This is a genomic window from Zobellia laminariae (assembly GCF_030553095.1).
Lineage (GTDB): Bacteria > Bacteroidota > Bacteroidia > Flavobacteriales > Flavobacteriaceae > Zobellia > Zobellia laminariae.
Genome location: NZ_CP130738.1, coordinates 1,781,932 through 1,807,722, shown reverse-complemented (window position 1 = coordinate 1,807,722; position 25,791 = coordinate 1,781,932). Strand labels below are relative to the sequence as shown.

The window sequence follows — 25,791 nt, the reverse complement described above, 5'->3', positions numbered from 1 at the left end:
TTCTATAAACTAGGGTTTCACAACAAAAAGCAGGAGATACGTAACCTTCACCCGAAATTTACGTTATCAAAAGATAGTATTAAGGTATAATACATAGCTATTACTCCTTCATACAAGTCCATTTTCTATAAAAAACCACAAGCCAAATTTTAAAAATCTATTGATTTTTTAAACACCCCAATCATGAAAAAACTAATAACCGCCTTTATTTTTCTTCTGTCCTATGGCACTTTTGCCCAAGACTTTGATAATTTAGAATCAGAAGAAATTGTAATTACTACCGAAACAGAACCGGTAAGTTTTTCTCCTGTTGCTGCAGAAACCTTCTCCATAAACGAAACTTTTGAAGAAGCTGCTGATAGACATGAAATTCCACATAGAACCTTTAGCGGTCTTTCTGGAACTGAGAATGGTTATTACATAATATCAGGGGTTTTCAGTAAAGAAAAAACACTTAATAAAACACTTAAGAAACTTCTTAAGAAGGGATTTGATTCGGCAGGATATATTGTGAATCCAGAAAATGATCTTAACTATGTTTATCTAGCATACTATCCTTTTGGGCTTGAAGCCGTAGATGCTTGGGCGTCTAACTTAGATGACACTTACACAGATGACAAGTGGATTCTTGAAATAGAAAATAGTGTTGCCATAGGAGGAGAGGAAGTTGATTTAAATGAAGAGGCTGAGTCTATTGAAAATGGTATTGCACCATTAGAGGCCATTACTGAAACTTCTGATTTATCAGAACTAGAGAAAATAGGGGAGGTTAAGGAGTTAGAAGAAATCCAAACGGAAGCGACTATTGCCAACGTTACTAATGCTGTTCCTGTAACAGAAACAGAATTACAAACAGAAATTGAAGAAGAAATAGAACTAGAAACAAAAGCACCAATAAATACCATTGCAGAAACAGCTGACAAGACCAAGCTTTTACAACGGGCAGATCACTACTTTGATAAAATGTGGTACACTGAGGCCGCTGATCTTTATGAGCAGGCTTTAGAAAAAGGCGGAAAAAATCGTTCTAAAGATGTTATCCAAAAGACAGCAGACTCGTATTACTTTAACACCAATATGGAGAAAGCGTACGAATGGTACAATGTACTTTATGAAAACTATGGCAAGGAGATGTCATCTGAAAACATTTTTAAGTACGCACATTCTTTAAAAGGTACCGGGAAATATGCTAGATCCAAACGTCTTATGCGTCTTTACAATAAGAAAATGAAAGATGCACCTGCTAGTGAATTGGCTAATAATGTTCAGGAAAACGAAACTGCATTAGACAACATCTTGAATTCTAAAAAAGATTTTGAAATCAAAAACTTAGCGGTCAATACAGAATATTCAGATTTCTCTCCAATGTTCTTAGATTCTAATCAAGTTGTATTTTCTTCTGCTAAGGATTCATCATTTTTTAATACCAGACGGTATAAGTGGAATGATCAACCTTACTTAGATTTATATGTTGCAAAAGTAAATGAAGAATCTAACGACCTTAAAAATGCACTTAAATTTTCTAAAAAGATAAACACAAAATATCATGAAGCTTCGGTAACTTTTTCTCCGGATAATAGCACCATGTATTTTACACGTAATAATTATGGTAAAAAATTAAAGAGAGATGATAAAGGTATCAATCACCTTAAAATTTATAAATCTACCAAAGTAGATAATGAGTGGACGGAAGCTGTAGAAGTATCTTTTAATAGCGATGATTATTCTACCGGCCATCCAGCATTAAGCCCTGATGGAAAACAACTTTATTTTGTTTCCGATATGCCTTAGTAGTTTAGGTAAGACAGATATTTTTGTAGTTGATGTTACGGAAGACGGTAGCTTCACAGAACCTAGAAACTTAGGGCCAACAATAAACACAGAACAACGCGAAATGTTCCCATTCTTTAACGGAACTAAAATGTATTTCTCTTCTGACGGATTCACTGGTCTAGGTGGTCTGGATGTTTATGAGAGTGCTTTTGATGCAGAGAAAGGGTTTGCAGAGGTTAAGAATTTGGGTCAACCTGTTAACAGTAATAAGGACGACTTTTCATATATAGTAAACGAAGAAAACCAACAAGGTTATTTTGCTTCTAATAGAGAAGGTGGTAAGGGTGATGATGATATCTACTCTTTCCAAAGATTGATTTTGGAAGAAGTTCCTGAAAATAACAATGCTATTGCTGGTGTAGTAACCGAAATGGTAACTGGAGATATAATGCCACAAGCATTAGTACAGCTTTTAGACGAAAACGGAATCAAGCTTAAAGAAATGACAACCGAAGATGACGGAAGCTTTATTTTCGAAGACTTAAACGATTCCACTCAATACACTTTAAAAACTGTTGAACCTAAATTTATTGACAACGAAAGATTAGTAACCACTACAGTAAATGATACAGTAAAAGTTGATATTGCCATGAAGCGTCTTGAAGAAATGATCGCTATTGAAGATGGCATTAAGAAAATCAAGACTGAAATGATTTACTTTAACTTTGACAAAGCATCTATTAGACCTGATGCCGCCAAAGAACTGGATAAGTTAGTTAGTGTGATGAAAGAATTCCCGACTATAGTTATCAAAGTAGAATCGCATACGGATTCACGTGGAACCAAGTCTTACAACGAGTACTTGTCAGATAAAAGGGCTAAATCTACAAGAGACTATATTATATCTCAAGGAATTGATGCCAACCGTATAGAAAGCGCTACCGGTTACGGAGAAAATAGATTGCTTAATGATTGTAATGGCTCATCTCCTTGTTCAGAAGCAGACCACTTGCTAAACAGAAGGTCAGAATTTATTATACTAAACATGTAAAATATATAAACCCCATATCTAAAAACCGCTGCCTTAATCGCAGCGGTTTTTTTGTGTCTAAGCTATAAATAAACAGTTCGCTATTTAATTCTTTTTAATAGGTACATGTTGCTTATGAGATAGTAATAGACCATCAGAAACCAACCGACAGAACTAATACCCAAATTATAATATCAACCCGAGAGAAAGAATATTCCCAATGGTATAAAGCAATTATAAAACAGTTTATCAGACGGGAATCGCACACCAAAATTAGCAGCAATTAAACAAGAGTATCATTATCTCGTGAACGGTCTTATTTGAATGTGCTAAGATGCAACCCCTTAATCTGGCATTAGAGGTTTTTTAAACCTTTCTCTTGAACTTAACTTGTTTCCCTTGGACAAATAGTGGTCTTCGTTCAAAAAACAACTACAGACCTTAAATTTGCTTAATTTAGGAAGTAGCTAAAACTAAAAAACGCCCATCTTTATGAGATGGGCGTTTTTATTATAAAATTAAAGCAGTCTATTTCTTAACCGCAGGTGTATCTAATTGTAAAGTTTTCATTATAGCCTCTAATTGAAAAAGGTCGTCCCGTTTTTGGGTTGCCGGTGCAAAAACAAACCCTTCCAACACCAACTTTCTATTACGTTCCTTATCGTTCAATATATACGTAAGGAAAGGACCTGCCATTGGATAATTTTTAATATCCCAAAGACCTCTAACCTCAACACCTTTTAAACCGGCAATTTCAACAGGATAAACATACGGAGCAAATGCAGGCTCTGTATGCATATGGGTTATCTTACCCGTAACATCTGGGCCATAATGTATTTGGCGCCTATAGAATCGCGCATTGCCACGATATCTTTAACCAAGGTAGAATCATTATTAAAACTATTCTCAGGCATCTGATAAACGACAATATTGGCGGTACCTTTCTGAATTTCACGATCAATCCACACAAAATTATCTTCTTGCTTGCTCACATTGTATATAGAAGGCACTTTCAAGGAAATACCAAACTTCTCCTGTAAGACAGTTTCTTTATTCAACGAACGATTAAAACGTTTTTGAACTGCTTCAATTTCCATGTCTTTAAAAGAAGCTATAATCTCATCTGCTTTTGCATCTATATTTGCAATAAGCTCCTCTTTAGTTGTACCTTTAATTACACCCACACGTTGCGGCGTGGCGTACATATCACTTTTAACATGTGCAAGATTTAACGAATCTTGCTCAACATATAGGATAGATCTTGTATTTCTAATAGTACCCGTAAAAAACTTCGGTGCCAATTGTTCCATAGTAAACAAAGGCTCATCCATGGGCATCCCTACCACAGGAGAAGCAAAATGACTTCTGAGACTATCACCAACGCTGCCGTTCCAAAGCTCATTGTCAATAATCACGACTACAGAGTTAATTGCTCCAATAGAAGAGGGTAGGTAGGTAGTCTTCTTAGAGTCATTACAGGATAAAAGCGCTAGGGAAAAGAGTAAAATTAGTGTTCCAGCTTGTTTCATTTTGGTTTTGATTTACGATGAGCATTCGCACAATTTTAATTTTGTGCCCGGTTTTAGATTCTTACCACTAATACCGTTCCATTTTCGCAAATTATCTACAGAAATTCCAGATATTTTTTTGAGATGGTCCAAAGGGAGTCTCCACTGCGCACTGTGTGGGTCTTTGTACCCGGTGCAAAGTTTTTTGAAGGAGTTGATGAACTTGATGAAGCAACGGCCGCCCTAGGAGTTTTTCTAGGAAAAATAGTAAGACGCTGTCCTATTCTTAAGTTGTTACTTCGTAAACCATTCCATTGTTTAATTTGGCTTACTCGAACCCCATAACGCCCGGCAATTTTACCAAGGAAGTCTCCATTACGTACTTTATATCGAATTCTATTCTGCTCAGACTCTTTTACCAATTGCGGTAAAGGGCCTTCCTTACTTTCTATTTCTTTTTTAACATGGTCATAGATAGCTCCTTCATTATTAACAAAGCTTCCAACGGCATGTTTTGGCAATCGCAAAGCATTATTCTTTCCTTCTATAAAAGGAATTACATAAAGCTTATAAGATGGGTTTAAAACCTTTAATTCTTCTTTACTAACACCTGTAAGCTCAGAAACCTGATCAAACGTTATCAGGCCTTTAACGTGTACAGTATCGGTTTCAAAATAAGGTCTTTCTATTTTTTTCCTCTTAAGCCATGTTCCTCGGCGTATTCAAAAAGATACATCGTAGCCAAAAATGCGGGAACATAACCTGCCGTTTCTCTAGGCAAATACCGACGAATATTCCAATAGTTTTTATAACCCCCAGACCTTCTTATAGCCTTGTTTACATTACCTGGACCAGAATTATAGGCAGCAAGTGCCAAATCCCAATCGCCATAAATATCATAAAGTTTAGCTAAGAACTGACAAGCGGCCACAGTAGATTTTAATGGATCACTACGCTCATCTACATAGCTACTTACGTCAAGCTTGTATTGCTTTCCTGTAGGGTACATAAACTGCCAAAGACCGGTTGCACCAACATGTGATCTAGCACGAGGATTCAATGCTGATTCTACAATAGAAAGATATTTCATTTCTAAAGGAATGTCATGGTTGTCCAATTCCTGCTCAAACATTGGAAAATAGAATTGGCTCGTTGTCAACATACGCTCCATAAGATCTCTCTTTCTAAAAAGAAACGATTTTATGACGTTCTCCAAAGAAGGATTGTAAGCTATGTTGAAAGGTGTTTTTTGGTTCAACCTTTCCAAACGGGCCTTTAGGGTATCCGTAGGAAGGGAAGTAGGGTAGGTCTTATCGTAATCTAATTTTTCAATCTCACGAAACATTTCATCGGATAGTGATGCGTTCGCGTAAAGCTCTTTCATCCAAAGGCTATCATACTTGGCGGCCTCGGGTAAATCCTTAAGTTTAACAGTCAAGTCTAGACTATCTTTTTTAAGGACAATAGGGCTATCATTAATTGCAGTACTATCCAGAGCCATTTGCTCCATCTGCTCAAGACCCTTTAAATCCATCGCCAAAGTATCCACGACAATTTCATCTGTAGGATTCTGAGCAACTACAACAGAATCTTTTTCTTGTTCTTGCGCCACCAAGGGCAGAGACAAAACAAGACTTGAAAATACCGTAAGGAAACGTTTTCTATTTTTTATCATCTAAAGTGCTTATGTAGCGGTGCGAGTAGTTCTTATTAATATAGGGTTACAGCGAACTGTAACCCTACTAAAATCGTACTTTTTTTCTGAAAAATAAAATTTTTATTCAATTAAACGTTACGCGCCGTTTATCGATAACGCCTTTGTTAGCCGATTATTGCAGCGATACCTTTAAGGTTTACCCTCTAAACTCTCTAACATAGCACCTCCGCCTGTAGATACATAACTAACCTTATCCTCAAAACCGAATTGTTTAACAGCAGCAACCGAATCACCACCACCTACAAGTGAAAATGCACCACCTTGTGTAGCTTCGTCAATATAATTACCCAAAGCAATTGTTCCTTTAGCAAAACTTTCCATTTCAAAAACACCAATAGGACCGTTCCATAGGATGGTTTTAGATTTTAAGATTACCTCTTTAAAAATTGCCAACGTTCTTGGACCTGCATCCAAACCTTGCCATCCCTCAGGAATTTTATCCACATCTACAACTTGTGTATTGGCATCATTAGCAAAATCATCTGCAGCTAAAACATCAACAGGAATATGTACTTGAACATTTTTTTCTTTGGCTTTTTTCAAAATATCCAATGCCATATCCATTTTATCGTCCTCACAGATAGAATCCCCTACTTTGCCGCCTTGTGCCTTAACAAAAGTATATGTCATACCACCACCAATAATTAGGTGGTCTACCTTATCCAATATATTTTCTATAATAGTAATCTTTGAAGAAACTTTAGCGCCTCCTAAAATTGCCAAAACTGGTTTTTCTCCGGTTTGCATCACCTTATCGATAGCTTCAATTTCTTTAGCTAAAAGAAGACCAAAACATCTTGCTTCAGGAAAGAATTTAGCTATTACAGTAGTTGAGGCATGAGCTCTATGTGCTGTACCAAAAGCATCATTAACATAGATATCTCCTAATTTAGAAAGTTGTTCAGCAAAGGCTTCATCTCCTTTTTCTTCTTCGGCGTGGAACCTAAGGTTTTCTAATAATAGTATTTCACCTATACTGAAGTTCAGCAACCGCTTTTTCAGCAACATCACCTACACAATCAGAAACAAACTTTACGGTAACACCAATAACTTCAGAAACTTTACTGCAAATATGTTGCAAAGATAAATCTGGATTTACCTGTCCTTTTGGTCTTCCCAAGTGGCTCATTAAAACAGCACTTCCGCCATCTTCAAGCACCTTTATAATTGTTGGCTTGGCAGCCTCTATACGGTTAGCATCTGCTACTTTGAAATTCTCATCTAAAGGAACGTTGAAATCAACGCGAATGAGAGCTTTCTTATTTTCAAAATTAAAGTCGTTTACAGTTTTCATGTTATGCGGTTTTAGCGAGTGGCAAATGTAATAAAAAGGATGTTAGACTGGAAGTCCAAAATCATTAGACTATAGATATTAACCATATTTAAGATGTTGACCTCCTTGGATCTTATATATTAAAAAAGTTATCTTTGGACCATGCTGTTTAATGACATTTTAGGGCTATCTCACATCAAGAACCATTTGGCTACCAGTGCCGATGCTGGCAGAGTTCCTCATGCCCAATTATTTGTAGGACCGGAAGGCTCAGGTACCCTTCCTATGGCAATTGCTTACGCCCAATATATTATTTGCCAAAATAGTAACGGGGAAAATAACGGAGAGAACCAAAGTTGTAACTTAAAGTTTGGTTCACTTTCACATCCGGATATGCATTTTGCTTTTCCCGTTGCCAATTCTGATAAGATAAAAAGCCACGCCGTTAGTAACCATTATATGGAAGAATGGCGACAGTTTGTAAATGAGCAACCCTACGGTAACCTTTTTGATTGGTACCGGTTAATTGGTATTGAAAAAAAACAGGGTCAAATTGGCGTTGACGAAGCTCAGGACGTTGTTAGAAAACTAGTCTTAAAATCATATGAAGGTGGGTATAAAGTGATGTTGATTTGGATGGCAGAAAAAATGAACACCGCTGCTTCCAATAAACTTTTAAAACTTATAGAGGAGCCTCCCAACAAAACAGTCTTTATTCTTATTACCGAAGACGAGGAACAGATTATTCAAACAATTCGTTCCCGGTGTCAAGTTTTACATTTCCCGCCTCTGGCAGAAGAAGCCATGGCCACTGCCCTTGTAGAAAAAGGTGCGCTAAGAGAAGAAGCGCTACGAATTGCTCATGAAGCAAACGGAAACTTCAACAAGGCATTAGATTTAATGAACGAGGATTCTGAAGACCTGATCTTTGAAAAATGGTTCGTACAATGGGTACGCAGTGCATTTAAGGCAAAGGGTAATAAAAGTGCCATTCAGGATCTTATTATGTGGAGTGAAGAAGTAGCCAAGACCGGTAGGGAAACTCAAAAGAAATTTCTACACTATTGCATAGCGGTAATGAGGCAAGCCATGCTTATTAATTTTAATACAAAGGAGCTTGCTTTTATGCGCATACATGCCGATGGTTTTAGCTTGGATAAATTTGCCCCTTTTGTTCATGAAAACAATATTGTAATTATTGTAAAAGAACTAGAAGATGCCATTTACCACGTGGAACGAAATGGCAATTCTAAGATAATACTTACCGATTTATCTATAAAACTAACACGTCTTTTACACAGAAAACCTGCTTAGTCTATACTATACTACCACATTTTTTGGTAACTTAATGGTACCCAACCATCAAACCAAAAGATTATGGATACTTTTCTCAACTCTGCCACCGAGCTATTAATCTTAATATTTTTGATTATTGTTTTCATGCAAAGCGGTATTGACAAAGTATTTAATTGGAAAGAAAACCTTTCTTGGCTCAAAGAGCATTTTTCAGGAACTCCTTTAGAAAATTTAGTTCCGTTACTATTAGGTACATTGCTGCTTATAGAAACTGCATCAGGTATTTTATGCGCCATAGGACTATACCAGATAATAATCATGGGAGAAGGCAGTATTGCGCTTTATGGAAGTATCCTATCCTGCGTCTCTCTGCTAATGCTTATGTTCGGCCAACGTATGGCCAAAGACTATGAAGGAGCAAAGACCATTGCTGTCTATTTTATTCCAGCTATATTTCTGGTCTATATTCTTCAGACATAAAAAAAGCGTCTACAGGTTAATGTCTGTAGACGCTTTTTAATTAATTGTAATCGGTGATTACTTCTTGTAATTATCGTTCAAAAGTTTTACGATTTCTGCAGTTAAGTCATTAGCTTCTGCGCCGTATAAGACACTACCGCCATCACCACCACCAAGAATATAAGCGTAGCCTTTAGACTTACCGTATGCTTTTACTTCTTTTTTAACTTTACCGATTATGCTATCCATTTCTGTTTGACCTATCAATTGAAGTTGTTGATCTTCTTGTTGTAATTGCTGACCGATCATTTGACCTTTCTGTTGCATAGCAGCATATTGTTCCTGAGCTTTTTGCTGAGACAACTTTTGAGCTTGAGCTTGAAAAGCTTGTGCTTCCATTTGAAAAGCTTGTGAAATACTATCTCTCTTTTTAGTAAGAGCATCTGCCTTTACTTTAAAAGCAGCTTCAACATCAATTTTCTCTTGATATTCTTCCATCAACTTTACATTGTCTACAAATCCAATTTTTTCTTGTTGACAAGAAACCGATACCAACATTAAAAATACCACTACTACGTTTTTCATAATTCAATTTATTTTAATCTTCTTTTACTCTTCGCTAATTAATTTTAAAATCCGTCTTACTTAAACTCAGAAGAATTTAATTTTCAAGTTGCGCAAAAATAGAAAAGCTTTTCTAATTGTTGTCATCTTATTTATAAATGTGACTTAAGAAATCATTATTGAAGAATGTAATTTTTATTTCTCCCGAAAAGGATAAAAAATACCTCATAAGGATTATTTATAGCAATAACACATGTCTATAAATGAAAATGATTAAAAACAACATCGTAAAAACGATGCTCTTGGGGGATTTTAAACAAAACACCCAATGCCAAGCCACTTGTTCTTAACTACCGTTAAAAGCGTTTAAAATGAGTTTTAAGCCAAAATGAAAGCTTATGACTGCTTTTTAAGAATATAGATTACTGAAGAAGGTTCCCCATTGAATACAGCCACACAATTAGACCAAAGACCAATAAAAAAAGCTTTGATAAAATTTTGTTTGCCAGTTTTATATTTTTCAGAAAGAATGGAAACAAAAGCATCAAACCACATGGGTTTTGTTTTTACTAATTCCATACCGTGTTTTGCAAACACTCTTTTAATTGCATCTTTAGAAAAATGCCAAAGGTGTCTCGGCACATCATAGGCCGCCCAAAATTCTTTGTAATGTTCTGCATCGTAAGATTTAAAATTTGGAACGGCAATTATAAGAATACCATCATCTTCTAACCGATTCAGGATATTTGTAATTTGCTCATCTAAATTTGGCAAGTGCTCCAGAACATGCCAAAGCGTAATAACCTGAAATTTGGAGTTGGGCAATTCCTCTATATTAGAAAACAACTCCATTTTTTTTTGAAGTGAGCGAGCCCTTGCATCTTCACTTGGCTCTATTCCCTGAACAGACCATTCCCTGTTTTTGGCTTCCAACAAAAAGTCTCCAGTTCCAGCACCAAAATCCAACAAGGTTTTATTCTCGTTTGCATACTTATTTATCAAAGACACTTTCTGAGCCAAACTAAATTTCTTAACTGCTTGATACATTTTATCAAGAAGAGATTTAGAAGCATCAGTATGCGAAATATAGGTATCACTTTCGTAATACTTATGAAGATCTTTTGGTTGGGGTTTGGTCACCAACATTTCTAGTTCTTCATCTAAAAGTAATTCAAAGTTTTCACCAGAAATTGAGAAGTCCTTAGTTTTTAAAAACGGTTTCATTATAGTTGTGCGTGGTAAGATATTCCTTTTTGAGAGTCCGAAGATAATTTAAAACTGGCTCTCTAGAAAACGAATCTTTATGAAGGCAATCTTTTTCTTTATCACTATACACTTCAATAGCAATATACCAATTATCGGTTCGTAACATATCTTCACTATCAACATTATTATCATCTCCTTCATTATCTAATGCAGCATTCACAGTTGCTCTAAAAATTGCAGGCGCTAAATTTAAAACCTTAGTGGGAATGTCAATCTCATAAAAAGCAAAAAAGTAGTTTTCACCTTCAATAAGAAACGGGATATCATCGTACACATTTTCATCATTCAAATGAAACTTTGTGTTCACATAATTGTAAAAATGCGCAGCCTCTTTCGGGTCCTCGAAAATAAACATGGTTCGTTTGGAAAGACTTCTTTTAAACTTCTTTCCCTTGGTTAACTTGTAGTCTTTTATCGTTGGCGCAATTCGGACGGGAATGCAAGATTGAACTATTAAGGCTAAGCACAAAACAAGTAGAGCACGTTTCATTTTCATGTCTATTTTAGGTTGAAATTATACTACAACAAAAACTGAGCCCAAAACAATTTAAAGACATTGCATTCGTTCTATAGTTAGGGAAAAGAGAAAAGGATTTCTTATTGATCCAAACACTTGGACAAAATAAGAAACCCTTTATTTTAAATACTTTTTAATCCCAAATTTTAAATCAGCAGTACACCTATCATTAGCTATGGAGCAACTGCTATTACTATGTCACCGTGTTGATTTCTTCTAGAACATTAGCAAGGAAGATACACATGTTCCACGTGGAACGTTGTAAAATCTATCTACCCAAGTAAACTAAAAGCACACTAATATCTGATGGGTTCACGCCACTTACTCTAGCCGCTTGAGCTATCGTTACCGGCTGAATTGCATTCAGTTTTTCCCTTGCCTCATAAGACAAAGACTTAAGGTCTGAGTAATCAAAATTAGCAGGTATCTTAACATTTTCAAGACGCAATAACTTGTCTGCGTTGTTCTTTTCTTTTGCTATATAACCAGAATATTTCACTTGGATTTCTGTCTGCTCCAGTACTTCCCTATCCAGATTATTCTCTTCCACAAAACCAGAAACAGCTTCCAATTGAAGCATGTGATCCATGGTTACTTTTGGCCTAGAAAACACTTTGAACATCTTATCAGATTGCTTAACTAAAGCAGAATTGACGCTATCCAAAATTGGATTTACCTCCTCCGGTTTAACACTAGTTTCTCTAAAAAAGTTAACAAAAGAATCGGACTTTAACTCCTTCTCCTCCATTCTAATTAAGCGTTCTTTTTTAGCTAAACCTATTTCATAACCCTTAGGCGTAAGCCTTAAATCTGCATTATCCTGGCGAAGCAAGGTTCGATATTCGGCCCTAGAAGTAAACATACGATATGGCTCTTCTGTACCCTTTGTAATCAAATCATCTATAAGAACACCTATATAGGCTTCATCTCTTTTTAAAATGAAATCTTCTTTCTCATTAACTTTAAGATGCGCATTTATTCCTGCCATTAAACCTTGAGAAGCTGCTTCTTCATACCCTGTAGTTCCATTAATTTGACCAGCAAAATAAAGGTTGTCCACTAGCTTAGTTTCTAGCGTATGCTTCAACTGCGTAGGTGGAAAATAATCATATTCAATAGCATATCCTTTCTAAAAAACTTAACCTTCTCAAACCCTTTTACAGTACGCAAAGCCTTGAATTGAATATCCTCTGGCAATGAAGTAGAAAAGCCATTTACGTAAACTTCTACTGTATCCCAACCTTCTGGTTCTACAAAAATTTGGTGACTATTCTTATCAGCAAAACGATTAATCTTATCTTCTATAGAAGGACAATAACGCGGACCAACACTTTTTATTCTTCCATTAAACATGGGCGAACGATCAAAACCTTCGCGCAATACATCATGAACCAATTCACTAGTATGCGTTAAAAAACAGTCCCTCTGGGTTGTTAAAATTGGCGTGTTTAAGTATGAAAATTTCTCAGGAATAGCATCTCCTTGGCTGAGGAGTCATAACTGAATAATCCAAGGAACGACCATCAACTCTTGGTGGTGTTCCTGTTTTCATCCGTCCACTTTCAAAACCTAATTGCAATAATTGCTCGGTAATTCCGGTTGCAGCTTTCTCTCCTGCTCTACCACCACCAAACTGCTTTTCACCAATATGAATCAATCCATTTAGAAAAGTACCGTTTGTTAGAATTACAGATTTAGCTCTAATATCTATACCTAAAGAACTCTTTACACCTACTGCTTTTCCATTCTCGATTAGCAAACCGCTAACCATTTCTTGGTAAAAATCTACATTTGGTATATTCTCTAAAGCCAAGCGCCACTCTTCAGCAAACCGCATACGGTCACTCTGAGCACGTGGACTCCACATTGCAGGCCCCTTAGATTTATTCAACATTTTAAATTGAATAGCAGACTTATCCGTAATAATTCCACTCATTCCTCCCAGTGCATCTATCTCACGAACTATCTGTCCTTTAGCAATTCCCCCCATAGCGGGATTACAAGACATCTGACCAATGGTTTGTAAATTCATGGTAACCAAAAGGGTTTTTGAACCCATATTTCCAGCTGCAGCCGCAGCCTCTGCGCCTGCATGACCACCACCAACAACTATAACATCATACTCCTCTCCAAACATCTCTTCTCCTATATAAAATGTGATTACTCTATAAAATATTATTACCAAACCAAGCTAAATGCAATTGGTATATTCTATTGTTCCACGTGGAACAATTTAATTTTCTCATTCTCTTTACTCCGCATTAAAGTAACTTCATCTTCGGATTTATCTTTAAAACCAAAAAGATGCAACACACCATGCGCCATAACTCTAAGGATTTCTTCCTCAAAAGCTATATTGAATTCATGGGCATTATCCTTTACCCTGTCTACAGATATAAAAATATCACCAGCAATGAGTTTATCCTCTGTATAATCAAACGTCAAAATGTCTGTATACGCATCATGATCTAGGTATTTTTTATTCATTTCCAAAACCTCTTCATCGGAGCAAAAAACATAATCAACCTGACTTAATGTGCCCCCTTCTGAATCTATGACCGTGCTAAGCCAATCAACGAACTTTTGTTCGTTCTCTAAGGAAAAATCGGTATTATAATGAAACTCAATCATTGCTTTTGAAATATTCTTTAACCTTGTTTTGAAAATTTTGGCGCAAAGGTAAGCTTTGTCGATTTAAAATTTCAATTTCATTTCGATAATTCTCTAATAATGAGGGTTTAGTAGTAATGGGGTTTTGAAACTGATTGGTATTTGTATTACTTTCCCTTTCAGCTTTCTTTCCTTGTTTCAAGGCCGCATTCTCAAGTTTAAGCATTTGATACTGAATGTTATTAATTTTAGACTGGCTACGCTGTGTAAACCCATTTTCAAGTAAGTCATTCTCAAAATCTTCCATCTGCTTAATGAGCTTTTGAGCAAGTTGCTTATCTCCAGCATCCATCATATCCTTAAGTTGCTGTTCCAATTGGCCACGTAATATTTGCTGCTCTTTGTAAATTTCATAAATCTCCTGCAATTCAGCTTCGGACGGTCCGTTACCTCCCTGTCCAGATTCTCCTCCTTTTCCTTGGCCATTTTTACCTTCGCCTCCTTCACTCTTCCTTCCACCTTGTCCCTGTCCTTTTCCTGCATTTTCACCCTCACCCTTTTTGGAATCTCCTTCACCCTCGTCTCCATCAGTTCCCTTGCCTTTTTCACCTTTACCTTCACCTTCCCAAGGCTTACCTTCTCCGGGTTTTCCTTCACCAGGTTTACCCATTCCGTCCATCTTCTCTTTTAACTCTTGTTGTCCCTTAATTATGTCCGGCAACTGAAAACCTTCACCCTCTCCTTGACCTTCTCCAGACATCATACTCTGTTCCATATTATCCAAAATATTAGCAAGAAAATCTGCTAAACTATTAGATGCACTCAACACATATTTTTGATACGATACACCTTGGTATATTTGATTCTCAGCTACGCTCTCCAAGGTCTTATCAACGTTATAATACACTTCAGTAATTTGCTCATTAACAAACTCAGAAAGTTCTGCACGTCTTAAGGACAATGCAAAAAGACTATCATCTATATGCTCAAAAAGTTCGCGTAGTTCTTGTTGTTTATGGATAGCATTAGAAAACTGAGGACTATCAGAATCAACATCCTCCAAGCTATCGTACAACAACTCTTGTTTAAATGAGAAAGTAATTAGATTATCCAGTATTTGACGCAACATTTCTGCATCCTCAGTAATAGTAGACTCGCCACCACCTCCGGCAGAAGAATTACTCAACTGCTCGCCCATCTCCTTCATTTTTTGGGCAGCTGACTTCTGCTTCTGTTCCGCTTTTTTTGAAGACTCCTCCTTTTCCTCTGCTTTTGATTCGCCAGATTCCTGCTTCTCGAGCTCTTTTAAAGCCCCTTCTTGCTCTTTCTTGACATCACCTTCCTTCTCTTCATCACGATCCAAATCAAGCGGCTTCTTTAAATCCTGATTGTCTTTTTGAAGTTCATCCAACTCCTTCATTAGGTTTTCAAAGGATTTATTAAGTTCCTCTTGCTCCTCCTTTTTGTTTTTCTCCCCCGTATTGGTAGCTGCCTTTTCCTGTTTCTTAGCTAATTTTTCTAAATCTCGAGCCAACTGATCTACCTTTTCCGTAACATAATACCGTTTGGTCAATTCCAACAACTGCTCAAGGTTACGCTCGCTACTTTGCTGCTTCTTTCCCAACTCTTCCAACCGTTTTGAAAGCTCTTCTTTGTTAATTTTATCAGCAATCTTATTTAATTCCTCCAATAACTTCTCATTCTTCTTTGCCTGTATTTCCTGACGTTCCAGACGTTCTTGAAGTAGTTTATTCAACTTATCGTCACTATCTAACTTATTTAAGTTTTCCTTCAGCTGCTTACTGAATTTTTCCATTTGACTCTCCTGTTGTTGCTGCTTCTTCAAAAAATCCTTGACCTGATTCTGATCCGTAAAATCTAACTGCCTCTTCTCTTTCTGTTCTTTATTAATATCCTTTAGGTCATCCTGCTGTTCCTTGAACTTTTCCAAGGATTTATCAAGATTGCTAATTAGCGACTGTTGGGATTCTAGTTCCTTGTTCCGTAATTGATCTTCATCCAATAACGACAGAGAGAACACTTGCGTTTTAGTTGATTTTCCCTTGTGGATAGCATCATTATCTATTGCTTCAAAATAGAAGCTATATTTCTTGTCTTTCTCTAATTTCAGGCCAGAAGGAAAGGTGTAATAAAACTGATCAAAATTACTGTTAGGACTGCTCAATGGTATTGTTTGCTTGTTTTCAGGATTATCATCGGCATAACAAATTAGTTTTATACTATTCAGTTTATAATCATCCGAAGCCTCCCCAGCGTAATATGCAATATTTGGATTAAGTGAGTCTAAGACTTGTTTAACCTTTATTGCTGGGAAATCATCTCTAATTACAGTGAACTGATACCCCAGTTTCTCATAATCCACTACATTCTCATTGGATGTGGCAACTTCATATTCAAGGTCTGTATATACCCGTTTATCAAAAGAAAATATACCATTATCCTTTGAAAAATTCTGAACGGTATCCTTAGTAACCAAATGAATGGTTTTTGTATTCTTCCCTACTATCCTCCAGGTCACCTTTGTGCCCTCTGGAAACAGTGCATTACCAGTACTCTTTAAGGTTTCAGATGGTCTACCGGTATAATTAGGATAATCTAATTTCATTTGAAAATCTCCAATAACCGTGTCTTAAGCACCTTTAAATCATACATTCTAGAGCGAATTCCGTTAGCCAAGAAGTAAAATTCAACACTTTTTAATGGCGGAGTAAATATATAACGGTACCGACCGTTATCTTCCTGTAAAACAGATTGCTTGCCGTCAATAACTATAGATACTGTTTCCGGCTTAATAGCACCCTCCGTTGAAACTTCAAGAATATACTCTTTAGAATCTAAAACACTTAAATCATTAGATAGCAACAAAAAAGAAAAAGGAGCGGGTGGCTCATAGGCCAAATTATAATTGACCACACGGTTAGCGGAACCAAAAAAAGATGTGAAGTTTCCGCTAATCCAAATAAACAACAGAATTAAAACAGGTACCGCTAAGTATTTTAGGTACTTAAAATTCTCACGAAAATCTACTGCTTTAGTAAAAGGGATAAGGCTCATCCGTTCACTACGTTGTTCAATGCTGGCAAGTAATAATTCCGATTGGTTTTTGTCCTCACCAAGGTCTATTAAGTTATACAGCTTATCTCCTACTTCTGGAAAATGTTTACCAATTAAAACGGATGCTTGCCTGTTGTTTATACCTTGTTTTAACTTAAAAAGATAAAATAAGGGCGTTAGAATATATTTAAACAACAACCACAGCTCTATGGCTACGAATGTCAGCAAAAGCACCAAACGGCCTGTAGAATTAAGCCAAAGGAGGTATTCAACCCCCAAAACAGCAAAAAAGAACAGCAAACCAAACGCTATAAAAAGCAATATGCCCTTAATGAGCATTTTGGTATAGTACTTTCTAACGAAACCGTTTAGTTTCTGAAGTATATTCTGATAACCTTCCATATAACGTAAAGATAAGGAAAAAAGCACCTGAGCGTTTAAGAGCAAATTCACTCGAATGTAAGCGCGGTTTAAGCAGTATACCTTTGAGGGCTAGGGTGCTTTTTATACCTTTGCGCCATAAATTTTTAGCCATGAGCCAAAGAGTACGCGTACGTTTTGCACCCAGCCCAACAGGGCCATTGCACATTGGTGGTGTCCGCACCGCCCTATTCAACTATCTTTTCGCCAAAAAACACGGTGGTGATTTTATTCTGAGAATAGAAGACACTGATCAAAACCGTTATGTTGAAGGTGCTGAACAGTACATTATAGACTCACTAAAATGGTGTGGACTAACTTTTGACGAAGGCCCAGGTCTTAAAGGAGACTTTGGCCCATACAGACAAAGTGAGCGTAAGCATTTATATAAGCAATATGCAGAAGAGCTAATAGCCAACGGAAAGGCTTACTATGCCTTTGATATAGCAGAGAAGCTTGATTTTCACCGTAAAGACCATGAGGCTAATGGTAAGACTTTTATTTATAACTGGCACAACCGTTTAAAATTAGATAACTCTCTTTCCTTAACACCTGAAGAAGTTCAAAAACGCTTAGATGCGGGTGAAGATTATGTAGTTCGTTTTTTAACGGCTCCAGATGAAAAATTATATCTTAAGGATATAGTTCGTATAGTTCGTGGTACTATTGAGATAGACACTAACGTTCTGGATGATAAAGTTCTATTTAAAGGTGACGGAATGCCTACTTACCACCTTGCTAACATTGTTGATGACCATTTAATGGAAATTACTCATGTTATACGTGGTGAAGAATGGTTGCCGTCTTTGGCACTACACCAACAATTATATGACGCTTTTGGCTGGAAAGCTCCTGAGTTCGCACATCTACCATTAATAATGAAACCGGTAGGAAAAGGTAAACTTAGCAAACGTGATGGTGAAAAAATGGGCTTCCCTGTATTTCCGCTGACATGGAACGAGTCTAAAGGCTACAAAGAGGAAGGCTATTTTTCAGAGGCTGTTGTTAATTTCTTAGCCCTTTTAGGGTGGAATCCAGGAACAGAACAAGAGATTTTTAGTCTCAATGAATTGGTTGAAACCTTTAGTTTACAACGTGTAAACAAGTCTGGGGCTCGTTTTGACCCTGATAAGACCAAATGGTACAATCAACAATATTTACAAAGCAAGGACAACAGAGAATTGGCCGACCTTTATGCTGAAATTCTAGAATCTAAATCAATTTCTATTGCTGATAAGTCTAGCGATTATCTTGAAAAAGTTGTTGACCTGATTAAGGAACGTGCCGTATTCGTCTCTGACTTTTGGGACTTATCCGATTACTTTTTTGAAGCCCCTACTTCATACAATGAAAAGGCTGCCAAAAAACAATGGAAAGAAGATACTCCAGATATCTTAAACCGTTTGGTATCTGTATTAGAAGGAATTACCGATTACACGTCTGAAAACGTCGAAACCACTGTAAAGGATTGGATTGGAGAACAAGAACTATCTTTTGGAAAGGTAATGCCACCACTACGTTTGGTAATTGTTGGTGATATGAAAGGCCCACATTTATTTGATATTATGGCAATGATTGGTCAAGAAGATAGCATTGCTCGCATTCAAAAGGCGATTGCAGATTTAGCTTAAAATCCATTTATATTTTTTAAAAAGGAGCAGAAATTAGTTAACCCTAATCTCTGCTCCTTTTTCGTTAATTGAAGTCAACTGTAACAAACTCAAGAAAAGTACTACATATATACGAAGCGTTTTGTAAATTCAATCAATAACTAAAAAATCAAAAATTATGGGAAATCTTATTTGGATACCAATCATATTTTTCGTCGTTGCGACGGTGCTTTCCGGAGTCTTTATTGTTAAACAGCAAACTGCCGTTTTAATAGAAACTTTTGGGAGATTTACAAGTGTACGACAATCCGGAATTCAATTTAAAATACCTTTCGTACAGCGTATATCAGCAAGAATGGGCCTTAAAATCCAACAGCTAGATGTAATTATTGAAACCAAAACCTTAGATGATGTATTTGTGAAACTTAAGGTTTCTGTTCAGTATGTGGTAATTAAAGAAAAGGTTTATGACGCCTTTTACAAGCTGGAATATCCACACGAGCAAATAACATCTTATGTATTTGACGTTGTCCGTGCCGAAGTGCCTAAAATGAAATTAGATGATGTTTTTGTTAAGAAAGATGATATTGCAATCGCGGTAAAATCTGAATTACAGGAGGCTATGCTAGACTATGGCTACGACATCATTAAGACCTTGGTAACGGACATTGACCCAGATGCTCAGGTAAAGGAAGCAATGAACCGTATTAACGCCTCTGAGCGTGAAAAAATAGCGGCACAGTTTGAAGGCGATGCCGCACGTATCTTAATTGTAGAAAAAGCCAAAGCGGAAGCAGAAAGTAAGAGACTTCAAGGTATGGGTATTGCCGATCAACGTCGTGAAATAGCACGCGGATTAGAAGAATCTGTAGAAGTATTGAATAAAGTGGGTATCAACTCACAAGAAGCCTCTGCCCTAATTGTAGTTACCCAACACTATGATACCTTACAATCTATAGGTGAAGAAACGAACACGAACTTAATTCTTCTACCTAACTCTCCACAAGCCGGTAGTGATATGTTGAATAACATGGTCGCATCCTTTACGGCAAGTAATATGATTGGTGAGTCCATGAAAAAGACCCAAAAAGAGAAAAAGAAAGAGTAATATTAAACTCTTGACAAACAAAGAAACGGTACTCAAAAATAAGTTTTTGAGTACCGTTTTATATTATGTATTTGGTTTAATTGAACTTTTTCAACAGCTTTTTAGCTACCATTGAAATAGTTAGTTTCTGAATAATGCCGCTAAAACCGCCCAATAAATGCGTTGGGTACAAATTATTCTTTGTTATCTGAACCTGCATTTTTAGGTTTTCGCGTTCTATATCCTGTTGTAGTTTCAAGATTTTTAAATCTTGGTCTATCTGCTCAAAAGAAGTATATTTTTTTGGTATCATATCTCTTCAAAATAAAGTTCGGAAAAACGAGCCATCAATGGTTTTACCAAAGAACGACGGAACACAAAGACCAATATACCCAGAAGTATATAAAACCCTCCTACACATAAAAATCCCAAGGCCGTATTCTCTAATTCAGCACCAATCCAAAACCTGCAGCTACGGATAAGAATAAAAGTGACAAGACCACAGCTGTTCCTATAAAGGCCGCTTGGGCAAACCCAGTAACACCCTTCATAAGCAGTTTAAAAGCCTTTAGCTTATAAAACTCAGTACTACTGTCTATGTATGACTTAGCACTTGCTTCCGCTTCTGATATGCTCTCTTTTAGTTCTTCAAAAGCCATATGCTATTTCTGTAATTGAGCATTCTTTTTCTTCAATTCGGCCAACTTATTCTCTAAGCTCATGATAATATCATCCGCTTTGTAACTCATATTAGAAATAGTATCTTCTAATTTAAGTTCAAAATCTACCTTTTTCTCTTCGGCAGTTTTGGTTAACTCCTCAGTTGCTTGAGAAATTCTGTGTGAGATATCATCTTTAGTTTTTAAAGCGTTCTTTTTAATTTTCTTTCTTGTCTTTTCGCCTTTAGCCGGTGCATATAAAATTCCAGCCCCTACTCCTAAAATTGCTCCTGTTATAACGGCCAATAAAACATTTCCACTATCGTTTGACATAATCTGTATTTTTTAAATTAATATTCTGCTAAAACTATAAGAAGATTATTTTTCCGTACTAAAAAGGACAAACAAATTAACTTCTTATATACTATGCAATTTACGCCAAACATTCCAGCGATATTACCTCAATCAATTTGAAAATTGACGTTTACATCATTTTTTTGAAAATTGACGTTTACATCATTTTAAGGTACATTTAACGGTTTTAAAGCGATTTAATAGCCAAAAAACCGATTACTGGATATATTAATAAGCTTAATTCTGTATTCCCTGCATATCGCATTACAATAAGTGACATTTAATTTAAATTATCAATACAAATTCAATTTACTATAGATAAAAATTATAGTCAATATTTTAGTTGTAATGCGAAAAAAAACTCCTTAAAAACAAAATGTCTTTAAGGAGTCCAATATTTTCAAAAAAGTAAAAATCTATTTATTCTGTAATTTTGCCCAAGTGTCTCTTAAGCCAACAGTTTTATTAAAAACCAATTTTTGGTTAGTTGAATCTGGGTCAACACAAAAATAACCCAAACGTTGAAATTGAAAACGATCTCCAGATTTTGCCTCTGAAAGACTAGGTTCTAAATATCCAGTAATCACTTTTAAGGAATCAGGATTAATGAATTCCATAAAATCTTTGTCTTTATGCGTATCCGGACTTTCATCTGTAAATAACCGGTCATATAATCTAACCTCTGCTTTCAAAGCATGAGCAACAGATACCCAATGTAAAGTTCCTTTTACTTTACGAAGGCTCTCTTCTGTACCACTACCACTTTTACTCTTAGGATCATATGTACATTGAATTCCAGTAATATTCCCATCGGTATCTTTGGTACAACTTTCCGCCTTTATAATATATCCAGATTTTAATCTAACCTCTCCTCCTAGTTTTAAACGGAAAAACTTACGATTTGCTTCTTCCCTGAAATCCTCCTTTTCAATATAAATTTCTCTCGTAAAAGGTACTTGACGTGTACCTGCAGACTCATCTTCAGGATTGTTTTCTGTATCTAGCCATTCAACTTCACCTTCTGGATAATTTGTAATAACAACCTTTACTGGGTCTAAAACACCCATAACTCTTGGTGAAATCTTATTCAAGTGATCACGTAAATGGAATTCTAAAAGAGAAACATCTATAAGATTATCTCGTTTTGCAATACCTATTGTCTCAACAAAATTACGGATAGACTCAGGCGTATAACCCCGTCTACGTAACCCAGAAATAGTACTCATTCTAGGGTCATCCCAACCAATCACCACATTATTTTCTACCAATTGTAACAACTTTCGTTTACTAACAACGGTATGACTAAGGTTCCTACGTGCAAATTCACGTTGCTTAGGACGTAACTTTTCTGCGTCCGTAACTTGATCTAAAAACCAATCATAAAGCTCACGGTGCATGGCAAACTCTAACGTACAAAATGAATGCGAAACTTGTTCTATATAATCACTCTCCCCATGAGTCCAATCATACATTGGGTAAATACACCAATCGGTATTTGTACGGTGATGTGCTTTATGAAGCACTCTATACATAATAGGATCACGCATCAACATATTAGAAGATGCCATATCTATTTTAGCGCGTAGTACATGTGTACCCTCAGCGAATTTTCCATCTTTCATTTGCTGAAAGATTGCAAGATTCTCTTCTACAGAACGATCTCTAAATGGACTATTAGTTCCTTCCTGTGTAGGTGTGCCTTTTTGGATAGCCATCTCCTCAGAAGACTGTTCATCTACATAAGCCTTTCCTTGCTTAATAAGATCAATGGCCCAATCATATAATTGTTGGAAATAATCAGAAGCATACCTTTCGGTATCCCATTTGAAACCTAACCATTCCACATCCTTTTTAATAGCATCTACATACTCTTGTTCTTCTTTAGCAGGATTGGTATCATCAAACCTTAAATTAACAGGAGCATTATACCGTAATCCTAGTCCAAAATTTAAACAAATAGAGCTTGCGTGGCCAATGTGTAAATAGCCGTTTGGTTCAGGTGGAAAACGAAAGCGCAAATCCTTTTTGGAATAACCATTTTTCAAGTCCTCTTCAACAATATGTTCAATGAAATTTAACGACTCAACTGCCTCGCTCATAGGGTTAATTTTTAGTGCCACAAAGGTACGTAAAATGCAGTAATCGGGCAGCTTTCAATCTTCATTCATACAAATACGTGCATTTCACAACAATTATATCCCTTGATACAACATTAAATTCTCTACGCGTGTATTATAGCTCATATTTGTTAGTGTATTCTCCATGTCATAACCCAAATCTGACATTGAAACCTGTAGTAAACCCAAAACTACGCCTACTTATGAGACAGAAAAGAATTAACATTCCGCGAACAATTTTGACAGCATTTTTAGTGCTGCTCACCACACAAATCTCTGCACAAATTGCATTGCAGGCACCAGTGCCAGCTGACAACCCCAATTTAACGGGAACCAACACCTGGCCCAGAGCATGTGCTGACACAGACTTTAACGAGTTCTTTGTTACCATAGAATGGGCTGGAGCCGCAAATTCCGACAACACATTTATACTAGAGTTGTCAGACCCTAATGGGTCATTCGGTACTCCTTTAGAACTTTCAACAGTAAGTGATCAAAATAATAATAACGAGTTTACTACTAGTTTTAATCTTCCTCAAAACACCAGAGGTGCTAACTATATGATGCGCGTACGAAGTACGAGTCCTGCATCAACCGGTACAGCATCCCCTGGCTACTCCATGTACTTTTTAGGTTTTGATACCAACTTACACATGAGTCCGGATGGTGATGGAACTACCCCTAAGTTTACAAGCTTGCGGTAGCACACAAATTACTTTAACCGTAGATAACATACCTACTGAAGATTTAAATACCTATCAGTATTCTTGGTATAGAAGTGGTACAAAACTTCCTGGTAATGGACCGTCTATAGTAACAGATGGAACGGGTGAATATTTTGTGTTTATAGATTACGGCGACTGTACAGGTTCTGCCAATACAGAGTCTAATCATATCATAATTAATTCCGGTACCAGTACGGGCATTGCAATTAACACACCCACAACTACTGCTTTATGTGCAGGAGATACTGTTGCTCCTTTAGAAGCAAACGTACAAGATGCTACCTATATATATACATGGTATAAAGATGGTACTGAAGTACAAGCTTCTCAAGTAGGTGGATTTACTTATACTATTGATACAAACGATCCTGCTTTTGTAGGAGACTATACGGTAGAAGTAAAAGGATCGGGTATTTGTACAGAAACATCTGCTGCAGTAACTATTACAAATTCAGGAGCATTTACAGTTACAATAAATAACAATGCTAACCTTGTAGTGCTTCCTTCTCAGTCTCAAACTTTAAGTATTACAACAAGTGCCAATTCGCCCACCTTTGAGTGGTTCAGAAATGGTACTCCAATTCCTAGCTCTAATAGTTCTTCTTTAACCGTAGCCAGCCGGAACTTACCACGCTGCTATTACACAAACAGGTGGTACTTGTGCATCTACTACAGTTAATTCCGATGATACAGAGATTGTAGCGCCTACGGCATTCAGAACAGAAATAGCGTATGCTACTTCTTATGAGTCATGTACCAGTACGAGCATTGCCTTGACCGTTGACAAAATATATGCTGTATTAAGTGATGCAAGTGAAATTGATGTTACTGCAGACGTTGCCTCATCTTTTACTTATCAATGGCAGAAAGACGGAACTAACGTAACGGGTGAAACTTCACAATCTATCAGTTTAACAAATAGCGATGAAAATGGAGCCTATACAGTAAATACTGATTTAGGTGGAATGGCCACAACATCAAACAACTTGCCAGTACAACTAGCAAGCGAAGCTCTTACAATTAGCAGTACTAGTACCGTTTATTGTAGCTCTTCAGATGTAATTACTATATCAACTACTACAGACTTAACTTCTGAAACTTTTGATTGGGAACGTGATGGTGAAGCTATTAATTCATCAGATAGTTCTTTGTCAGTTACTCAACAAGGAACATACCGTTTGGTAATCAGAAAAGGTACGTGTTCTCAAGTATCAAATGAAATTAGCATCATTCCTTTAGACCCCGAGCTTATTACATTGGATGTTGAAGGAGATGTAATTTTTCCAGAAGGAAGTTCTAAAACTGTAAATGCAAATGGTGGTACTGCCTACAGATGGTTAGATGCTAACAATATTGAAATAAGCAGTTCTTCTTCAGCTACTTTTACTACTGAAGGTAACTACCTATTGATAGCAAATATCGATAACTGTGAAATCAGTAAACCAATTACAGTAACCTATTTAGATCTATTTAATATACCTAACGTTATAACACCAAATGGTGATGGCGCAAACGATCAATGGATTGTACCAAATTCATATTCAAACAAATCCGATGTGCGTGTAATCATATATAACGCCCAAGGAGAAGAAGTCCTTAATTCAACCAACTACCAAAATAACTGGCCTGAGTCTTCAATTAGCTTCGCTAAGCAAAACATGGTTTTCTACTATGTAATTAAAAATGATAGCGAGACATTGAAACAAGGTACTATAACAGTTATTAGATAAC

Annotated in this window: 21 protein-coding genes and 3 pseudogenes; 9 read left to right on the top strand and 15 right to left on the bottom strand. The window is 36.5% G+C overall.

Going from position 1 to position 25,791, the window contains the following annotated elements:
• Positions 1-183 precede the first annotated feature (183 nt).
• A complete protein-coding gene (locus tag Q5W13_RS08555) occupies positions 184-1,791 on the top strand; it encodes a TolB-like translocation protein (RefSeq protein WP_304446014.1) in 1,608 nt (535 codons plus the stop codon).
• Positions 1,772-2,824 carry an OmpA family protein gene (locus Q5W13_RS08550; RefSeq protein WP_304446013.1) on the top strand — a complete coding sequence of 351 codons (1,053 nt, stop codon included), beginning with the start codon at positions 1,772-1,774 and terminating at the stop codon, positions 2,822-2,824. The genes Q5W13_RS08555 and Q5W13_RS08550 overlap by 20 nt, the downstream gene beginning before the upstream one ends.
• A gap of 507 nt (positions 2,825-3,331) precedes the next feature.
• Here the strand turns inward: Q5W13_RS08550 and Q5W13_RS08545 are convergent.
• From Q5W13_RS08545 to Q5W13_RS08530, 4 genes and pseudogenes are all read right to left on the bottom strand, one after another.
• Positions 3,332-3,601 carry a DUF4837 family protein gene (locus Q5W13_RS08545; RefSeq protein ID WP_304446012.1) on the bottom strand — a complete coding sequence of 90 codons (270 nt, stop codon included), beginning with the start codon at positions 3,599-3,601 and terminating at the stop codon, positions 3,332-3,334.
• Positions 3,602-3,606: 5 nt separating this feature from the next.
• A complete protein-coding gene (locus Q5W13_RS08540) occupies positions 3,607-4,332 on the bottom strand; it encodes a DUF4837 family protein (RefSeq protein WP_304446011.1) in 726 nt (241 codons plus the stop codon).
• A 12-nt stretch (positions 4,333-4,344) separates the two neighbouring features.
• Positions 4,345-5,986: pseudogene (locus Q5W13_RS08535) on the bottom strand (lytic transglycosylase domain-containing protein).
• Between the two features lie 146 nt (positions 5,987-6,132).
• Positions 6,133-7,322 (bottom strand): annotated as a pseudogene (locus tag Q5W13_RS08530) (phosphoglycerate kinase).
• 141 nt (positions 7,323-7,463) lie between these two features.
• Here Q5W13_RS08530 and Q5W13_RS08525 point away from each other — a divergent pair.
• A complete protein-coding gene (locus Q5W13_RS08525) occupies positions 7,464-8,615 on the top strand; it encodes a DNA polymerase III subunit (protein ID WP_304446010.1) in 1,152 nt (383 codons plus the stop codon).
• A 63-nt stretch (positions 8,616-8,678) separates the two neighbouring features.
• Positions 8,679-9,077 (top strand): DoxX family protein, encoded by a 399-nt coding sequence (locus tag Q5W13_RS08520; protein ID WP_304446009.1) that lies wholly within the window; start codon positions 8,679-8,681, stop codon positions 9,075-9,077.
• A gap of 57 nt (positions 9,078-9,134) precedes the next feature.
• Here Q5W13_RS08520 and Q5W13_RS08515 read toward each other — a convergent pair whose 3' ends face one another.
• From Q5W13_RS08515 to Q5W13_RS08485, 7 genes and pseudogenes are all read right to left on the bottom strand, one after another.
• Positions 9,135-9,641 (bottom strand): OmpH/Skp family outer membrane protein, encoded by a 507-nt coding sequence (locus Q5W13_RS08515; RefSeq protein ID WP_304446008.1) that lies wholly within the window; start codon positions 9,639-9,641, stop codon positions 9,135-9,137.
• 375 nt (positions 9,642-10,016) lie between these two features.
• Positions 10,017-10,844: a class I SAM-dependent methyltransferase gene (locus Q5W13_RS08510; protein ID WP_304446007.1), complete on the bottom strand. Its 828-nt coding sequence runs from the start codon at positions 10,842-10,844 to the stop codon at positions 10,017-10,019.
• Positions 10,822-11,376: a hypothetical protein gene (locus tag Q5W13_RS08505; RefSeq protein WP_304446006.1), complete on the bottom strand. Its 555-nt coding sequence runs from the start codon at positions 11,374-11,376 to the stop codon at positions 10,822-10,824. The genes Q5W13_RS08510 and Q5W13_RS08505 overlap by 23 nt, the downstream gene beginning before the upstream one ends.
• Positions 11,377-11,671: 295 nt before the next feature.
• A pseudogene (gene mnmG, locus Q5W13_RS08500) lies at positions 11,672-13,540 on the bottom strand (tRNA uridine-5-carboxymethylaminomethyl(34) synthesis enzyme MnmG).
• A gap of 74 nt (positions 13,541-13,614) precedes the next feature.
• A complete protein-coding gene (gene ybeY / locus Q5W13_RS08495; RefSeq protein ID WP_304446005.1) occupies positions 13,615-14,034 on the bottom strand; it encodes an rRNA maturation RNase YbeY in 420 nt (139 codons plus the stop codon).
• A complete protein-coding gene (locus Q5W13_RS08490; RefSeq protein ID WP_304446004.1) occupies positions 14,027-16,639 on the bottom strand; it encodes a coiled-coil domain-containing protein in 2,613 nt (870 codons plus the stop codon). Before Q5W13_RS08490 ends, ybeY begins: the two co-directional genes overlap by 8 nt.
• On the bottom strand, positions 16,636-17,541 hold the full coding sequence (locus tag Q5W13_RS08485; RefSeq protein WP_304446003.1) for a hypothetical protein: 906 nt from the start codon (positions 17,539-17,541) through the stop codon (positions 16,636-16,638). Before Q5W13_RS08485 ends, Q5W13_RS08490 begins: the two co-directional genes overlap by 4 nt.
• An 80-nt stretch (positions 17,542-17,621) precedes the next feature.
• Here Q5W13_RS08485 and gltX point away from each other — a divergent pair, with 80 nt between their 5' ends.
• Together gltX and Q5W13_RS08475 are read left to right on the top strand one after the other, a co-directional pair.
• Positions 17,622-19,139 (top strand): glutamate--tRNA ligase, encoded by a 1,518-nt coding sequence (gene gltX / locus Q5W13_RS08480; RefSeq protein WP_304446002.1) that lies wholly within the window; start codon positions 17,622-17,624, stop codon positions 19,137-19,139.
• A gap of 157 nt (positions 19,140-19,296) precedes the next feature.
• Positions 19,297-20,226, top strand: a complete 930-nt coding sequence (locus Q5W13_RS08475) for an SPFH domain-containing protein (protein WP_155595320.1) — start codon at positions 19,297-19,299, stop codon at positions 20,224-20,226.
• Between the two features lie 76 nt (positions 20,227-20,302).
• On the opposite strand, the gene Q5W13_RS08470 is transcribed toward Q5W13_RS08475, so the two are convergent.
• The 4 genes from Q5W13_RS08470 to Q5W13_RS08455 all read right to left on the bottom strand — a co-directional run bounded on the left by Q5W13_RS08470 (position 20,303) and on the right by Q5W13_RS08455 (position 23,317).
• The gene (locus Q5W13_RS08470; protein ID WP_155595321.1) at positions 20,303-20,518 is read right to left on the bottom strand and encodes a DUF6327 family protein; all 216 of its coding nucleotides are present in this window, start codon (positions 20,516-20,518) and stop codon (positions 20,303-20,305) included.
• A 130-nt stretch (positions 20,519-20,648) separates the two neighbouring features.
• On the bottom strand, positions 20,649-20,864 hold the full coding sequence (locus tag Q5W13_RS08465; protein ID WP_304446001.1) for a hypothetical protein: 216 nt from the start codon (positions 20,862-20,864) through the stop codon (positions 20,649-20,651).
• Positions 20,865-20,867: 3 nt separating this feature from the next.
• Positions 20,868-21,197: a YtxH domain-containing protein gene (locus Q5W13_RS08460; protein ID WP_155595323.1), complete on the bottom strand. Its 330-nt coding sequence runs from the start codon at positions 21,195-21,197 to the stop codon at positions 20,868-20,870.
• A gap of 437 nt (positions 21,198-21,634) precedes the next feature.
• Positions 21,635-23,317 (bottom strand): glutamine--tRNA ligase/YqeY domain fusion protein, encoded by a 1,683-nt coding sequence (locus Q5W13_RS08455; RefSeq protein ID WP_304446000.1) that lies wholly within the window; start codon positions 23,315-23,317, stop codon positions 21,635-21,637.
• A 221-nt stretch (positions 23,318-23,538) separates the two neighbouring features.
• On the opposite strand from Q5W13_RS08455, the gene Q5W13_RS08450 reads away from it, so the two are divergent.
• From Q5W13_RS08450 to Q5W13_RS08440, 3 genes are all read left to right on the top strand, one after another.
• Positions 23,539-24,039, top strand: coding sequence for a hypothetical protein (locus Q5W13_RS08450; RefSeq protein WP_304445999.1), 501 nt, complete (start codon positions 23,539-23,541; stop codon positions 24,037-24,039).
• Positions 24,005-24,739, top strand: a complete 735-nt coding sequence (locus Q5W13_RS08445; RefSeq protein WP_304445998.1) for a hypothetical protein — start codon at positions 24,005-24,007, stop codon at positions 24,737-24,739. The genes Q5W13_RS08450 and Q5W13_RS08445 overlap by 35 nt, the downstream gene beginning before the upstream one ends.
• Positions 24,740-24,833: 94 nt before the next feature.
• A complete protein-coding gene (locus tag Q5W13_RS08440) occupies positions 24,834-25,790 on the top strand; it encodes a T9SS type B sorting domain-containing protein (RefSeq protein WP_304445997.1) in 957 nt (318 codons plus the stop codon).
• Position 25,791: the final 1 nt, after the last annotated feature.

Excerpts from the sequence above, each read along its gene's own strand:
- Q5W13_RS08555 (WP_304446014.1), top strand. The coding sequence starts at position 184 with ATGAAAAAACTAATAACCGCCTTTATTTTTCTTCTGTCCTATGGCACT.
- Q5W13_RS08545 (WP_304446012.1), bottom strand. The coding sequence starts at position 3,601 with ATGCATACAGAGCCTGCATTTGCTCCGTATGTTTATCCTGTTGAAATT.
- Q5W13_RS08540 (WP_304446011.1), bottom strand. The coding sequence starts at position 4,332 with ATGAAACAAGCTGGAACACTAATTTTACTCTTTTCCCTAGCGCTTTTA.
- Q5W13_RS08525 (WP_304446010.1), top strand. The coding sequence starts at position 7,464 with ATGCTGTTTAATGACATTTTAGGGCTATCTCACATCAAGAACCATTTG.
- Q5W13_RS08520 (WP_304446009.1), top strand. The coding sequence starts at position 8,679 with ATGGATACTTTTCTCAACTCTGCCACCGAGCTATTAATCTTAATATTT.
- Q5W13_RS08515 (WP_304446008.1), bottom strand. The coding sequence starts at position 9,641 with ATGAAAAACGTAGTAGTGGTATTTTTAATGTTGGTATCGGTTTCTTGT.
- Q5W13_RS08510 (WP_304446007.1), bottom strand. The coding sequence starts at position 10,844 with ATGAAACCGTTTTTAAAAACTAAGGACTTCTCAATTTCTGGTGAAAAC.
- Q5W13_RS08505 (WP_304446006.1), bottom strand. The coding sequence starts at position 11,376 with ATGAAACGTGCTCTACTTGTTTTGTGCTTAGCCTTAATAGTTCAATCT.
- ybeY (WP_304446005.1), bottom strand. The coding sequence starts at position 14,034 with ATGATTGAGTTTCATTATAATACCGATTTTTCCTTAGAGAACGAACAA.
- Q5W13_RS08490 (WP_304446004.1), bottom strand. The coding sequence starts at position 16,639 with ATGAAATTAGATTATCCTAATTATACCGGTAGACCATCTGAAACCTTA.
- gltX (WP_304446002.1), top strand. The coding sequence starts at position 17,622 with ATGAGCCAAAGAGTACGCGTACGTTTTGCACCCAGCCCAACAGGGCCA.
- Q5W13_RS08475 (WP_155595320.1), top strand. The coding sequence starts at position 19,297 with ATGGGAAATCTTATTTGGATACCAATCATATTTTTCGTCGTTGCGACG.
- Q5W13_RS08470 (WP_155595321.1), bottom strand. The coding sequence starts at position 20,518 with ATGATACCAAAAAAATATACTTCTTTTGAGCAGATAGACCAAGATTTA.
- Q5W13_RS08465 (WP_304446001.1), bottom strand. The coding sequence starts at position 20,864 with ATGGCTTTTGAAGAACTAAAAGAGAGCATATCAGAAGCGGAAGCAAGT.
- Q5W13_RS08460 (WP_155595323.1), bottom strand. The coding sequence starts at position 21,197 with ATGTCAAACGATAGTGGAAATGTTTTATTGGCCGTTATAACAGGAGCA.
- Q5W13_RS08455 (WP_304446000.1), bottom strand. The coding sequence starts at position 23,317 with ATGAGCGAGGCAGTTGAGTCGTTAAATTTCATTGAACATATTGTTGAA.
- Q5W13_RS08450 (WP_304445999.1), top strand. The coding sequence starts at position 23,539 with ATGAGACAGAAAAGAATTAACATTCCGCGAACAATTTTGACAGCATTT.
- Q5W13_RS08445 (WP_304445998.1), top strand. The coding sequence starts at position 24,005 with ATGGAACTACCCCTAAGTTTACAAGCTTGCGGTAGCACACAAATTACT.